The 13,712-nt window shown below is 35.5% G+C and carries 12 protein-coding genes, 7 tRNA genes and 1 pseudogene; 1 reads left to right on the top strand and 19 read right to left on the bottom strand.

The annotated features are described in order from the left end of the window. Nucleotides 1-94: 94 nt before the first annotated feature. Complete coding sequence (locus ATZ35_RS07755; protein ID WP_208930248.1) at nucleotides 95-784, bottom strand: winged helix-turn-helix domain-containing protein; 690 nt, start codon at nucleotides 782-784, stop codon at nucleotides 95-97. A 359-nt stretch (nucleotides 785-1,143) separates the two neighbouring features. Between ATZ35_RS07755 and ATZ35_RS07750 the strand changes: the two genes are divergently transcribed. After that, nucleotides 1,144-1,461, top strand: a complete 318-nt coding sequence (locus ATZ35_RS07750; RefSeq protein WP_208930247.1) for a hypothetical protein — start codon at nucleotides 1,144-1,146, stop codon at nucleotides 1,459-1,461. Nucleotides 1,462-1,645: 184 nt separating this feature from the next. Here ATZ35_RS07750 and ATZ35_RS07745 read toward each other — a convergent pair whose 3' ends face one another. From ATZ35_RS07745 to ATZ35_RS07660, 18 genes and pseudogenes are all read right to left on the bottom strand, one after another. Beyond that, entirely contained in the window at nucleotides 1,646-2,077 is a 432-nt protein-coding gene (locus ATZ35_RS07745; protein ID WP_208930246.1) for a hypothetical protein, read from the bottom strand. 480 nt (nucleotides 2,078-2,557) lie between these two features. Continuing rightward, nucleotides 2,558-3,088 (bottom strand): GrpB family protein, encoded by a 531-nt coding sequence (locus tag ATZ35_RS07740; protein WP_208930244.1) that lies wholly within the window; start codon nucleotides 3,086-3,088, stop codon nucleotides 2,558-2,560. Nucleotides 3,089-3,098: 10 nt separating this feature from the next. Then, a pseudogene (locus ATZ35_RS07735) lies at nucleotides 3,099-3,780 on the bottom strand (DUF1003 domain-containing protein). A 114-nt stretch (nucleotides 3,781-3,894) separates the two neighbouring features. Further along, the gene (locus tag ATZ35_RS07730; RefSeq protein ID WP_208930242.1) at nucleotides 3,895-5,532 is read right to left on the bottom strand and encodes a peptide ABC transporter substrate-binding protein; all 1,638 of its coding nucleotides are present in this window, start codon (nucleotides 5,530-5,532) and stop codon (nucleotides 3,895-3,897) included. Nucleotides 5,533-5,553: 21 nt separating this feature from the next. Beyond that, entirely contained in the window at nucleotides 5,554-5,871 is a 318-nt protein-coding gene (locus ATZ35_RS07725; RefSeq protein WP_208930241.1) for a cupin domain-containing protein, read from the bottom strand. A gap of 170 nt (nucleotides 5,872-6,041) precedes the next feature. Next, nucleotides 6,042-6,527 carry a nucleoside deaminase gene (locus ATZ35_RS07720; RefSeq protein WP_208930239.1) on the bottom strand — a complete coding sequence of 162 codons (486 nt, stop codon included), beginning with the start codon at nucleotides 6,525-6,527 and terminating at the stop codon, nucleotides 6,042-6,044. Nucleotides 6,528-6,551: 24 nt separating this feature from the next. After that, nucleotides 6,552-7,313, bottom strand: a complete 762-nt coding sequence (locus ATZ35_RS07715; protein ID WP_208930237.1) for a tyrosine-protein phosphatase — start codon at nucleotides 7,311-7,313, stop codon at nucleotides 6,552-6,554. Between the two features lie 128 nt (nucleotides 7,314-7,441). Continuing rightward, the gene (locus ATZ35_RS07710) at nucleotides 7,442-8,263 is read right to left on the bottom strand and encodes a histidine phosphatase family protein (protein ID WP_208930236.1); all 822 of its coding nucleotides are present in this window, start codon (nucleotides 8,261-8,263) and stop codon (nucleotides 7,442-7,444) included. Between the two features lie 15 nt (nucleotides 8,264-8,278). Continuing rightward, on the bottom strand, nucleotides 8,279-9,712 hold the full coding sequence (locus tag ATZ35_RS07705) for a 6-phospho-beta-glucosidase (RefSeq protein ID WP_208930234.1): 1,434 nt from the start codon (nucleotides 9,710-9,712) through the stop codon (nucleotides 8,279-8,281). Nucleotides 9,713-9,786: 74 nt separating this feature from the next. After that, on the bottom strand, nucleotides 9,787-11,688 hold the full coding sequence (locus ATZ35_RS07700) for a beta-glucoside-specific PTS transporter subunit IIABC (protein ID WP_208930233.1): 1,902 nt from the start codon (nucleotides 11,686-11,688) through the stop codon (nucleotides 9,787-9,789). Between the two features lie 154 nt (nucleotides 11,689-11,842). Beyond that, nucleotides 11,843-12,682: a BglG family transcription antiterminator LicT gene (gene licT, locus ATZ35_RS07695; protein WP_208930231.1), complete on the bottom strand. Its 840-nt coding sequence runs from the start codon at nucleotides 12,680-12,682 to the stop codon at nucleotides 11,843-11,845. A gap of 254 nt (nucleotides 12,683-12,936) precedes the next feature. Continuing rightward, nucleotides 12,937-13,008 (bottom strand) — tRNA-Glu (locus ATZ35_RS07690). Between the two features lie 11 nt (nucleotides 13,009-13,019). Further along, a tRNA-Ile gene (locus ATZ35_RS07685) sits at nucleotides 13,020-13,093 on the bottom strand. A 12-nt stretch (nucleotides 13,094-13,105) separates the two neighbouring features. Continuing rightward, nucleotides 13,106-13,176: transfer RNA gene (locus ATZ35_RS07680), tRNA-Gly, on the bottom strand. Between the two features lie 17 nt (nucleotides 13,177-13,193). Further along, a tRNA-Phe gene (locus ATZ35_RS07675) sits at nucleotides 13,194-13,266 on the bottom strand. 16 nt (nucleotides 13,267-13,282) lie between these two features. Then, a tRNA-Asp gene (locus tag ATZ35_RS07670) sits at nucleotides 13,283-13,356 on the bottom strand. 59 nt (nucleotides 13,357-13,415) lie between these two features. Next, nucleotides 13,416-13,489 (bottom strand) — tRNA-Met (locus ATZ35_RS07665). 126 nt (nucleotides 13,490-13,615) lie between these two features. Next, nucleotides 13,616-13,705: transfer RNA gene (locus ATZ35_RS07660), tRNA-Ser, on the bottom strand. Between the last annotated feature and the right edge of the window lie 7 nt (nucleotides 13,706-13,712).

Here is a 13,712-nt window from a genome sequence, read left to right as displayed (position 1 = left end):
AGAAAACGTCATTCACTTGTTTTTGCCACCGTCATTGCCTCAAGGGCAACCGCCATGACAGATCTCACTTAAAACTCATTCTATGAATCTTTTTTTATAAAGCTAACTTGTAGCCTTTGGAACGTACTGTTTTAATATATTTGGGATGTGCCGCATCGGTTTCAATTTTTTGTCTTAGGTGAAAAATCAAATTGGACACGCGATACTGTTTGTCGGCCCCTTCGTTTTCCCAAACATTTTTGTAAATATCTTCATAAGAAACTGCAATCCCTTGCTGCGTTTGTAAAAACTCAATCGTTTTGAACTCTAATTTTGTTAAGCTGATTTCTTTCCCATTTAATAAGACACTAAAATTACATGGACGTAATTGAAGCTCCGTAGCATCACTTTCACTTTTTACCGTTTTTTCCATAGTTGGATATGTTTGATTATATCTATTACATGCATTTATCATTAGAAGTTTATGTTCTTCCGGATCAGATTCGTTATCTAGGATCCCATCAACACCAAGCTGCAAATAAACAATATGATTCATTTTATTCATACGTTCTGAAATCACCCAGATAAACGTATTAGATTTTTTCTTTAATAGAATAATCAATTCACAAATCGCACCAATATTGTGTATATGTTGCTCATTAATAACAACACCATCGTAATTCGCTATTGTTTCAGCTACTTCTTCTTTGTTGATTGGATGCATATGCAGCTGAGTACTTTTCAATGAATCTATGTATTTTTGTTCATCTGCATTATCTAGTATCACAAATCCTATGTTGTACATATGGTGTTCCCCTTTATCATTTTGTTGGCTAATCAGCCATCCTTACTATCATTTGTCATTTCATGTGAAAACAATTTTAAAAAAAGTTATAAACGTGATATAAATTTGATATATTTCAAAACTAAAATAAGTTTAATCTATTTCATTTACCAAGTCTATACAATTCACATCATTTATTTATCATTTTTTTGATAAATAACACAAATATTTGAGAATTCTGTGAATCCATTTTGGTTTGCTATTTATTTTATAGTATTTATTTTGGATACGTATTAAGTAAAATAGCTATTTATAACATCGCTTAATGATTACTTTCTATTTAAATGGATATGGTACAATAATTAAAAAGGAGCGAGAAAATGAATAGAAAAAAGAAGCTTGATAAACTTATGACTGTTTTTTGTGAGGAAAAAAAATTTATTATAGATGGTTATTATCGCCTTAAAACGATTGATGACGATACAATAGAGTTAGCCTATTTGGTTGCTGGCCCTTGTGGTGACTCAATTTCTCACCCTCAGATTACAGTATCTTTCATGAAATCGGCGCCAATTGGAACAAAATTGATTGATATGTATTCTTCTCCACCACTATTTTTAACAAGAAATGATGATAATATCGATGAAATAGACCTATCTTTAGATACTCTAATTGAAAAATTCGAGTGCTCACTCTAGAAACAAAAAAATACCAAGATGAACTAAATAATCATCTTGGCATTTAATATAATCTCAAATAAATAATCAAAAAATTACAATATGAATACAATAAAAATTACTTACCAGCTATTTTTTGTGCTAATTATTTCGACTAAACTATTTTATTTCAAAAAAATAGAGCTTATTCAATAACCGTTTCTATCTACATTTTATGTACACTATGTGCACTTTGAATACCACCGCATGCCTCTTTACATGCTTGATTGATCAATCTAAACGAACTCTCCGTACTATTCAATCCGCGTTTGTATTTAATTTCATCGATCACTTCACATTTGTCATTTAAAGCTTCTAGCCAAAAGTAGATTCCTTCTTTATAGGTATCTAAACCTTCCAACAAAATTTTTGTTGCTTCTTTTTCGCCATAAAATACTAAATTTTTTCTAAAAATTTCTTCTTCTACAAAGAACCGATTAACATTACTGCGGCAAAATAAATACGTATCTTTCCCTCTTCTGTTAATGGCTTGGCTACAGCTGTTCTCTTGTACTTCCTTAGAAATGGCATTAAAAATCTCATTGTAGACTTCAACTCGTTGCATTACTGACAAAATCATATCTGTATAACTGAACATAATGCTCTCTCCTCCCATAACTAAGCAGCTAAAACCGCTGACTTATATTCATTATAGTATCTCTCAATCTCTTATATCAAGTAATATGCTATTAAAACGAATTTTTTTGTCATTTTTTTCATTCCTATATCAATTTTTTTTCGACTTTAAACAAAAAAAACAGCCCATCCCCCAGTGTTTACAAGGGATTTACGCTGTTTTTATTTTTTATCATCATTTGTACAAGATTATTTTTTATATTATTTTATATACTTGATTTATTATTATTACCTAAAAATAGTTAGTTCATATTTTTTTACACGAAGTGCCTTACTAGAAGTAATTATACACAGTAACCCATCTAGATAAAACAATAATGCTCAAAAAATAGTCATTATCGTTTATTTTTGTTTAAAGTGTTACTAAAAGATGGCTAATCTTTATTTCTCAAATATCATGACTTGAAAAATACTTTTGCTGATCATTCTATTCCCATAGCATCTAAAGCTGTTCACTCCGGGCAGCATCCCATTTTTCTGCTTGTTGATCGATATTTTTAATAAATTCGTCTTTGCCAGCACTATATGATTCAGCATCCTCTGGAAACTTATTGGCTAATTCTATTTTTAATTGACTATAGGCTTCAGCAGCCTCTACATGGCTATTCATAAAGTCTCTAAATAACAAATGCCTTAAAATTTCTGGATTTCCATCTTGAAAAACGTGGAGATGGTGACTTCTATTATCTCCACCTTTACTGAAAAATCGTCGGCCCAAAAGACCATTTTCACCTAGACATTCATATCCGTTTTTGGTCATCACCTGATTGTAATTGTCGATGATTTGAATCTTTTTCACAACTAATAAGATGTCGATGACAGGTTTTGCTTTGATATTTTTGATTGCTGTACTGCCAATATGATGGATGGCGATTATTTGCTTCGTAAAAATTTCTTCTAAGAGGCTTTTTTCTTGTTCAAATTGCTTTAACCAAATTTTCTGAGGTGGTATCACCTCAATTTTTCTAGTCATTCCTATCAACTCATTTCTTATCATTTAATTCATTGATTTGTTCCTGTAGTTCTCCTAATAGCTCAATCTGCATGTTCTGCATTTGCATTAAGTGTTGCCATTGACTATTGATCAAATAATCCATTTTTTCATGTAGTAAATTGACTTCTATTTCTGATTTCAATTGATTTGATAATCGTTATTTGCTTCGGCCCGATCTCTTTGTTCTTGCCTATTTTGACTCATCATGATAATCGGTGCTTGGATTGCAACTAAGCAAGATAACGCTAAATTAAGTAAAATATAGGGATACGGATCAAATGGTTTAAAAAAATCATCGTGGAATTCATAATGATCCAGGTAGCTAACACTATGATAAAAATAAAAATAAATGGCCAGCTTCCGCCAAACTTCGCAATACCATCTGCCGTTTTTTGCCCAGTTGTCAGCTTTTTTTCGGCTGGGGGATTTAGTTTATCGGTAATCGTAGTGTTTTCTTTAATACTTTTAACGATTGTTTCATTTAGTTCTTCCATTTTTCCTGAATCAGTGGATATCATCTGTTTTATGTAATCTAATCGATAGTTTAGTAGCTCAGGAAAAGTAACTTTTGAATTGACAGTTAGATCTGGATGTATCTTGAGAATAAAAAAACGAATTTCTTCTTCTACATTTTTTAGTAGTATTGTGTTGTTATGATTTTGCTTTGTCATCTGTCTCTACTCCTTTATATTTACTTATAAACCTATCATACCTTGTTCTGTCGATTCCATACATTGATTTGACCAAAAAAAGCCTTTCTTTTTGAAAGACTTTTTTTGGTTAGATTATTTTGTTTCTTTATAAACATTTTTTAGTGTCAGCGGTGCTGCAAAGGTGTGATAGTTCACCCCTTTGACTTGTTCGCCCTGTAAAACAGATTGCTGATTTTGGCTGATGATTATCATTCCCGCCGTATTTTCAATGCCTTCTTTTTCAGCCGCAATTAGTGTTTCCCAACGTTTTTCTAAATCCGTAGCGTATTTTTGTGAAGCATCGTCCAATAACTCATCATATTTCGCATTAGAATAATTACGATCATTTCCTGTTCGCAACATATTCAATGTTGAAATTGGATCTTGATAATCTGGTGTCCAATAAATCAGGAACATATCGTAGTCACTCTCTCGACTAAGATTCAATGCTGTCTCAGTAGGTAAAGCTGTAACATTGATCGTTAATCCTGAAAATAGTTTTTCTAGACTTCCTTGAAGACTTTCACCCATTTTTTTATACGAGCCATCATCTGTGATCATTAAATCTAAAGTAATGTTCTCTCCTAATTCTTTTTTGGCTAATTCCCAATATTTTAGAGCTTCGTCTTTATTGTACATCATCAAATCGCCAGCTTCTTTTCTGAAATCCACACCCGTTTCAGGATTGCTGACAAAACCTTCAGTCACTGCACCATATAATGGTTTTGAACCATCTGCGATAATGTTGTTGACTAAGTTTTCTTTATCGATTCCAAGAGCTAAAGCTTTTCTTAGGTTTTCATTTTTTAGCGGCGTATCTTTGTCCTTGCGTTTTTGATTTAACCGAATATAGTTCATCGTTGCAGTTGGATAAGAATGATAATCAGGATTGCTTTGATTTTGTTTGGCAAGTTCACCTGTGACTGTTGCCACATCTAGCTGTCCATCTTCAAATAGATTCAACGCAGTCGATGCTTCTTTGACTACCTCATAATGAATTTTATCAGATTTCACATTTGACTGATCCCAATATTTTTCGTTTTTCTTTAAATCCCAGTTCAAGTCAGTTTGTTTCCAATTTTCTACAACGAATGGTCCATTATAAACAACGTTCTCACTAGTTGTTCCGTAGTCTGCACCCATTTTCTCAACAAATTTTTGATTTTGTGGGAAAAAAGTTGGAAAAGCAAGAACTGAAGTGAAATATGGTTTTGCTTCTTTTAATTTTACTTCCAACGTGTGATCATCAATAGCTTTTACACCGAGCTCAGCTACCGGCTTGTTACCAGCGGAAATTTCTTCTGCATTTAAAATCGTATCAACGACTAAAAAGCTATAAACGAACCCATTTTTAGGATCGATCATTTTTTTCCAAGCATATTCAAAATCGGCTGCTGTCACAGGATCATCATTGCTCCACTTGGCGTCATCCCTTAATTTGATTGTATACGTTTTACCATCCTCAGAAATTTCTGGCAATGCTTTTGCGGCCGCTGAAATTAATTGATCTTTATCGTCCAATGCGTACAAGCCTTCAAATGCTGCTGTTTGCACGATCGCATCTGGAAAATCTAGGATTACGGATGTATCTAATGTCGTCAGCTCTGAAGCTGACATTAAATTTAACGGTTTTGTTTCCTGTGTTTCTTTTGTTTTTGTACTGCCTGAACATCCCGAAACGAACATCACGACTAAGGTTAGTCCGATGAACGGTTTAATTACTTTTTTCATACGCTTCTCCCTTATGTTTTATTATAGGCGCTCAACTAACATCCAAACGACAACTGCCGCTTGTTCCCCGTCATTATAGTTGATATGTCCTTCTCCAGCTTCTATCAGTTGGGCATCACCAGGTTTACCGACCAGATCCTGACCGTCTTCTAAAATGGTATGTGCTTCTCCTGAAACCACATACGAATATTCATCTTGATCGTGTCTAGCGAATCCTTCTAATGGTCTTTTCTCTCCTGGTTGTAAGATTACTACACCCATCTGGACGTTTTCATTTGGTTGATTTTCTGCATCAAAGAAAATAGTCATTTCTTGAGGCAATGAGGGTTTGATAATCATTTGTTAAAGTCACTCCTTTGTTAGGTTTTATAGGTGATTTTATCTATTATTGCCTTATCTACAAGATATGTCAATGATATTTTTGAAAATTCTGACATTTCATCTTTTTTATTGTATTGTAAATAAAAAAAGTGAGGATCATTCAACAAAATGAATGATTCCTCCCTATTTCAATCCCAATAACCTTGATGAACAGCCGAGACCGCTTGCTCGACTTCTGGAAATGGCCCAATAATTTGAATATTTTTTTGCCCGTGACTTAGTATTTCTTTTGATGGTAAATCAAAGGTTGGGTTTTGTTCGTTGTCACCCGTTAATTCTAGCAACCGTTTTTCGGTCATTGCGTACACGATCGAACCGATATTTCCCCAGTAGATCGCTCCTGTACACATTGCACAAGGTTCTGCTGTTGTATACAAAGTACACTCCCACAGAAATTCTTTGCTGTATTGTTGAGAAGCTTTTGCTGCTAGCGTTGTTTCAGCATGACCTGTACAGATTTTTTCTGTGATTTCGATATTTTCCTGCTCTAAAAGAATATTCCCCTCTTTATCTGCTAATAATGCACCAAAGGGCGTATTTCCATGTTCACGAGCATTTTGTGAAATGTCAATACAACGGTTCAATAATTCAATGTGCTGATTTTTTGTCGTCATAATTCCCTCTTCTTACTAGTTAATTTAATCTAAAAGAAAGCGTTGATTCAACATATCTTTCGTCACTTTGTCAATGTTGATTGCTTGTTTTAAATAGGTTGAGATATCACCATATTGCGCTTCCACTGTCTGATAAAAGTTATCTAAATAACGACTATCTACATTTAAAGCCACATGTAAAGCTTCTAAATTTTGTTCTTCTAAGTCAGCTTTTTTTGCTTGTTCTAAGATTTCAGCATTTTCTTTTTTTCGTAACTCATTTGTTAATAAATAATCTTGATAAATCGCCGCTCTCGGTACGCCTAACGTCTCCAATACTAATAATGCCGCAATCCCAGTGCGGTCTTTCCCAGCAAAACAGTGAAATAAAATACTTTCTTGTTGCTGTAACGCTAAGATCTCTTCAAAAAACTTGTTGTATCCTTTTTGAGCAGTCGTGTTCAATGCAATATCAGCGTATAATTTTTCCATGTAGGATGCTGATTTTTCTGGAGAACCAATTTTGACAAAGTCACTGATTGAAGCCCCTTCATCCTGGATATCTTCTAAAATGTCGATATGAATATACTCTGTTTTTGGAACAGACATATCTGGTCTTTCTTCTACTTCTGCTTCACTTCTTAAATCAATGATTTTGCTTAAACGATAGGTTGTTTCTAAACGTTGTTCATCTTCTTTTGTAAGTTTAGATAATTCACCTGATCTTAGAAAAACATCTTTTTTAACTTGTTTTCCTTCTTTGTTTTTAATGCCGCCGATATCACGAAAATTTGTAATAGTTACCATAGTTTTGTCCCTTTTCCTTCTTTTTGTTCTTATTATACACAAAATCCGATCAAAAATGTCTCTTTGATCGAATTTTATGTAAATGAGATTGAACCTAAGCTTGATTTAGTGGTTCCGGTTCATTCTCACTATTTAGTTTGTCCTGCTTCCACGTAACTTAAATCATTGACTTTATCTAATGTATATTTTCCATCTTTATATTTTACAGTACAAACACTGGCGTTCTTCAAACCACCTTCTGGAATTTTATAATCATCAAATAATGTTGCTAACAATGCTGAGATACTTAGTCCATGTGAGGCAATCAGTACATTACCTGAACCTTCATTTTTCATTTCTTTTTCAACAATATCATCTAGCCCAGCTTTCAATCGTGTAGTGATCGTTTTGTAGTCTTCCGCTGGCCAGTTGACTTTTGCTTCTTCTACATTTTTAGCATCCAATTTTGCCACACTATTGGCAAATGATTCTGGTGTCATATTTTTCATGAATTCTTCTAGCGTAACGGCTTGATCGTCTGCAATATCTTGCCACATAGTGTGATTCAAATCACCTTCATAAGTACCAAAGTTAAATTCTCTTAAACGTTCATCCGTAATAACTTTCAAATCTGATGATTTTTCACTTTCTTTTACAATCAAATTAGCTGTTTGAATCGCTCGACCGCTATCACTACTGTATGCATTTTGAAACTCAATATCTTTTAGACCAACTCCTGCAGCTGTGACGACTTCTTCACCAGCTTTCGTTAAGACTGCATCTGACCAACCTTGAACACGATCTGTTGTATTTAGCATTGTTTTTCCATGACGGACAATATACAATGTTAATTCTTCTGGCGCCTTTTTAGTAGCTGATGCATCCTCTTTTTTAGCATTGCCATTACCGCATCCTGCAACTACTAATAAACCTAACATTAAAACACCTAACAGTTTTACTGCTTTTTTCATTTGATTTCCTCCTATTTATGCGTTCGTTAAATCTTCCCCATTAGTCGCAATCACTTTTTTATACCAGTCAAATGATTTTTTCTTCGAACGTTTCAAAGTACCATTGCCTTCGTTGTCGCGATCGACATAGATAAAACCATAACGTTTTTTCATTTCACCTGTTCCAGCTGACACTAAATCAATACAGCCCCACGTTGTATAGCCTAATAAATCCACACCATCAAGTTCCACAGCATCTTTCATTGCTTTGATATGCGCCGCTAGATATTCGATACGATAATCATCGACTACATTGCCATTTTCGTCTGGTGAATCCACAGCGCCTAAGCCATTTTCTACGATAAACAATGGTTTTTGGTAACGGTCATATAAATCGTTCATGGTTGTGCGTAAACCTAGTGGATCGATTTGCCAGCCCCATTCGCTTGCTTCTAAATAAGGATTTTTCACTGAGGCAAAGATATTACCGGCTGTTTGTTCGTTAACTGCTGGATCGGTTGATTGAACACGTGATGAGTAGTATGAAAATGAAATAAAGTCTACTGTGTGTTCTTTCAATAATTCTAAATCACCGTCTTCAATTGGCAATTCGATGCCTTCACGTTCTAATTCTTTCAACGCATACGCAGGATATTCTCCACGCGACTGAACATCGATAAAGAAGAAGTTTTCGCGATCCGCTTTACGAGCTGCCCAGACATCTTCTGGTTTACATGTATACGCATAGTTTGTACCCGCCGCTAACATACAGCCAACTTGGTTTTCAGGATCAACTTCATGCGCGATTTTCGTTGCGATCGCACTAGCCAATAATTCGTGATGTGCTGCTTGATATTTCACTTGTTCTTTGTTTTCGCCTTCTTCAAAATAAAGACCTGCGCCCATAAAGGGTGCGTGTAAGATCATATTGATTTCATTGAATGTCAACCAATATTTAACTAAGCCTTTATAACGATTGAAAATCACGTTACATAGGTTTTCGTAAAAGCCAACCAACTCACGACTGCGCCATGCGCCATATTTCTCTACTAAATGCATTGGACAATCAAAGTGAGTGATGGTTACAAGAGGTTCAATGTTATGTTTGCGGCATTCTTTGAACAAATCTTCATAGAACTTCAAACCTTCTTCATTTGGCTCTGTTTCGTCTCCTAGAGGGAAAATACGGCTCCACGCAATCGATAAACGATAGGTTTTAAAGCCCATTTCGCCAAACAAGGCAATATCTTCTTGATAACGGTGGTACATATCGATCGCATTTTGTGCTGGATAAAAATGGTCTTCATCAAAATGAAACATTTTTTTCTCGCCAGTAATGACTGGAAAACGATCTGGTCCGACTGGAGCTAAATCTACGTTCGCTAAACCGCGACCACCTTCGTTATAGCCCCCTTCACATTGATTGGCTGCTGTTGCGCCGCCCCATAAAAAGTCTTTTCTAAATGACATGTCAAAATCCCTTTCTATACAAAGCTTACAGCAGAGTTTAACTTATTCCACTGCAAGCTATTTTCCATTATTTTTTAAGTTAATCCAGTAATTAAAGTATCGCTTGAAGTCACTTCACGCTCTTGCGTTTCTACAATATCTAAATAGTCAGCAGTATTTGTCACAATAACTGGTGTTTCTACACTATAACCAGCTGCTTTGATTGCTTCGATATCAAATGTAACTAGCACTTGGCCTTTTTTCACTTTGTCTCCTTGAGCCACTTTTGCTTCAAATCCATTGCCTTCTAGTTGAACTGTATCCATCCCGATATGAATCAATAGCTCCATCCCTTGATCTGAAATCAAACCAATTGCATGTAACGTTGGAAATAAGGTCATCACAGTTCCATCAAATGGTGCTCTAACCACACCTTCTGTAGGTTCAATCAAAATACCTTTACCTAAAGCACCTTGAGCAAATGCTTGATCATTTGCTTTACTTAATGGTAATACACGACCTTTAACCGGACTTAAAACAGCTTCTTTGATTGCCTTTTGTGCTTTTTTATTCTCTGTTACATCTTCTACGACAGTACTATCTTTCCAGAAGAAGAATGTTAATACAAAACCGATAACCATTGCGATTAAAATAGCAACGAATGAATGAACTACACCACTTGCATCATCACCATTGATAAAGTTTAAAACTCCGAAAATCCCTAGACCACCCATTGTATAAGAGGTTACACCATTGATCATCAAGTATAATCCACCTACAGCAGCACCAATCATTGAAAAAATGAATGGTGTCTTTTTAGGTAAAGTAATACCATAGATTGCTGGTTCAGTTACACCAAAAATTCCTGAGATGATTGCTGGTGGACATAATGCTTTCATTTTTGTGTCTTTCAATTTAAAGAACATCGCCATAACTACAGCAGTTTGTGCAAAACTTGCAGCGAAAGAACCTACTAATACTTGGCTTGCTCCTTCTTGAGTGATTTGCATGATTGCAAGCGGCACAACACTCCAATGTAAACCAAAAATAACCAATACTTGCCAGAAGAAGCCAAGAATAACACCATATAATGCAGGTGAGAAGCCCATCAATGCTTGGAAACCAGCACTTAGTAAATCAGTTAACATACTGATGATTGGACCAATTACTAAAAAGCCAATTGGTAATGCAATCAATAGAACAAAGAATGGTACCAAGAATGTTTGAACAACTTCAGGAATAAGCTTCTTGAAGAGCTTTTGAATTTGAGCTGCAAACGCTACAATGAAGATGATTGGTACTACACTACTTGTATATCCAGCACCAACCCAAGGAATGCCTAAAAACGTAGTATATGCAGGTAATCCCAATAAACTATATGGAGCAGCAGCCCCTGCTCCTGCTGTTGTTTCAAAGGCCGCTTGTAAAGCCCCACCTTGAACTGTTGGATAACAAAGGGCCGCTCCAATCACAATCCCTACCATTGGATTTAAATTGAATTTTCTAGCAGCTGTATACCCTAAAATCACTGGCATAAAGTAGAAGATTGCATCTCCAATACCATTTAACATTGTATAAGTTCCAGAAGTAGCAGAATATAATTTCAAGAAAACAAGTAAAGCATTTAACCCTTTTACCATACCAGCTGCTGCCAGTGCTCCTAAGAAAGGTTGGAAACATCCGCTTAGAATATCAATTAAACGATTGAATAGATTACCACCAGAAGATTCTTGTTCAGCATCAGCTGAAATCCCAGCAATACTTACAACATCTTCATAAACTGCTGGTACATGATTACCAATGACAACTTGATATTGTCCGCCACTTTTCATTACCGTGACAACACCATCCATGTTTTTCAATACATCATCATTTGCTTTTGATTCATCTTTCAACTTAAAGCGTAGACGTGTAATACAATGTGTTAAACTATTAATATTTTCTTTTCCACCTACGTTATCAACAATTTTCTGTGCTAAATCATGATATTTCCCCATTTTTTGTTCCTCCAAAGTTTAGTTTTTATAAATACATTACATTTGAAGGTTTAGCCAACTTAATGTCACTACCCAAGGGGTCTTTCTCTGTTTCTCAACTCTTCTGTCCACCTTTCATCTTATGATTGATCTATGCTAAGATTTAACAATCTTGCTAACTATTTGTCTGTACTACTCGTGCGATATGAATGATCAAATACATTTTCTCTTCTTTAGAAATAGTATAAGCATAAGTTTCTGTCAAAAAATCACCAATTTTATTTACACATGTATAAGCATTGCGATACTTTTTTTTGATTACTTCGTATAATTCTCCATCATCTTCATCATAAAATTCTTTATGATTTAATAAGCGATAAGCAAAAAATTTTAAATGAGTACTGAAACGATAAAAATAAACAGAATCTTCATTGAAGGTAATTTTGAAATGATACTTCACGATATTTGTGATCTCTTGCATAATTTTTGTCAGCTCATAAACGTTTCCTACTTCTTCATCCATCTCTGCATTAACTATGTGTAATGCAATAAAACCGGCTTCATCTTCAGGTAATTGAACGTTAAATTTCTTTTTGACCATTTCAATTGCTTTAGTACCAATAAAATATTCATCTGAAAAAAAACGTTTGATATCCCATAATAAAAAGTTCTTCACTTCGATTCCTTGTCGCATTCTTTCTAACGCTGTATGAAGATGGTCTGTTAAAGAAATGAAGATTGTATCATTTAACTTCCTTCCAAGCTTAGTTTTAGCATACTTGATGATTTCATCTGAAAGCTGCATTACCTCCAAGGGAAGATCTCCTAGCAATTCTTGAAACTTCAGTGACGTATCTTGATTTGCTAAGCGAAATACTTGATCCACCATTGTATCTGGAATAAAGTCTCCAACTTTTTTTTTGAACGCTATACCACGTCCCATCACGATTTGCTCTTGTTTATGGTCATCCAACGTAATCACAACATTATTATTCAAAATTTTTTGAATAATCATCTTTTCGCTCCCTTCTTCACACTTAACTCCTTTAATTGTAAAAAAAGAAAAACCCAACCTTTCCAAAAAAGAAGGATTTCCTCTTCATTGGAAAAATTAGGTTTAGCTTGTATTTAAACAATCACTATCCATCTATTCACTTGTTGTGTACAAGCATAGAATACCCCATTACAATAGGAATGTCAACGTTTTCATAAAAATAGTTTAAAAAAACAAAAAAAACATCAAGCTATATGCAAAATGTTTTGTAAACATGACCCGTACGGGAATCGAACCCGTGATACCGCCGTGAAAGGGCGGTGTCTTAACCGCTTGACCAACGGGCCTTTTAAAATTATGGGCCTAAATGGACTCGAACCATCGACCTCACGCTTATCAGGCGTGCGCTCTAACCAGCTGAGCTATAGGCCCTTAAAGAAAAAAAGCGGGTGACGAGAATCGAACTCGCGACGGCAGCTTGGAAGGCTGTGGTTTTACCACTAAACTACACCCGCATGCTTCTTCTTTGAAATGGCGCAAGACAGAATCGAACTGCCGACACACGGAGCTTCAATCCGTTGCTCTACCAACTGAGCTACTGCGCCAAAAATATAATGATAACGGTCTGGACGGGACTCGAACCCGCGACCTCCTGCGTGACAGGCAGGCATTCTAACCAGCTGAACTACCAAACCAATAGTAAGTATTGCGTCACTACTTTATTGCCTTGCTCTTAAATACTATTCAAAAGCAATTGCGGGGGCAGGATTTGAACCTACGACCTTCGGGTTATGAGCCCGACGAGCTACCTGACTGCTCCACCCCGCGATAATTATAGTCTTTATTGACTATAGAAAGGTGTTATTCTTGGTGATTTCTAGTAAGGATACTTCGCTCACTTCGTTCGCCAAGTATTGATAAGCATCAGTGCTAAAGCACTGTGGTTGTCAACAAAGGAGGATAAGGGATTCGAACCCTTGCACGGTTTTACCCGCCTGACGGTTTTCAAGACCGTTCCCTTCAGCCGGACTTGGGTAATCCTCCGAAATAA

The sequence above is a fragment of the Enterococcus rotai genome (assembly GCF_001465345.1).
Taxonomy (GTDB): Bacteria; Bacillota; Bacilli; order Lactobacillales; family Enterococcaceae; genus Enterococcus_L; species Enterococcus_L rotai.
The sequence above is the reverse complement of the archived record's forward strand: the minus strand, read 5'-3'. Positions and strand labels throughout refer to the sequence as shown.

Coding starts and splice junctions, on each gene's coding strand:
- ATZ35_RS07705 (WP_208930234.1), bottom strand. CDS start 9,712: ATGTCATTTAGAAAAGACTTTTTATGGGGCGGCGCAACAGCAGCCAAT.
- ATZ35_RS07720 (WP_208930239.1), bottom strand. CDS start 6,527: ATGACGACAAAAAATCAGCACATTGAATTATTGAACCGTTGTATTGAC.
- ATZ35_RS07730 (WP_208930242.1), bottom strand. CDS start 5,532: ATGAAAAAAGTAATTAAACCGTTCATCGGACTAACCTTAGTCGTGATG.
- ATZ35_RS07745 (WP_208930246.1), bottom strand. CDS start 2,077: ATGTTCAGTTATACAGATATGATTTTGTCAGTAATGCAACGAGTTGAA.
- ATZ35_RS07710 (WP_208930236.1), bottom strand. CDS start 8,263: ATGAAAAAAGCAGTAAAACTGTTAGGTGTTTTAATGTTAGGTTTATTA.
- licT (WP_208930231.1), bottom strand. CDS start 12,682: ATGATTATTCAAAAAATTTTGAATAATAATGTTGTGATTACGTTGGAT.
- ATZ35_RS07725 (WP_208930241.1), bottom strand. CDS start 5,871: ATGATTATCAAACCCTCATTGCCTCAAGAAATGACTATTTTCTTTGAT.
- ATZ35_RS07700 (WP_208930233.1), bottom strand. CDS start 11,688: ATGGGGAAATATCATGATTTAGCACAGAAAATTGTTGATAACGTAGGT.
- ATZ35_RS07740 (WP_208930244.1), bottom strand. CDS start 3,088: ATGACTAGAAAAATTGAGGTGATACCACCTCAGAAAATTTGGTTAAAG.
- ATZ35_RS07755 (WP_208930248.1), bottom strand. CDS start 784: ATGTACAACATAGGATTTGTGATACTAGATAATGCAGATGAACAAAAA.
- ATZ35_RS07750 (WP_208930247.1), top strand. CDS start 1,144: ATGAATAGAAAAAAGAAGCTTGATAAACTTATGACTGTTTTTTGTGAG.
- ATZ35_RS07715 (WP_208930237.1), bottom strand. CDS start 7,313: ATGGTAACTATTACAAATTTTCGTGATATCGGCGGCATTAAAAACAAA.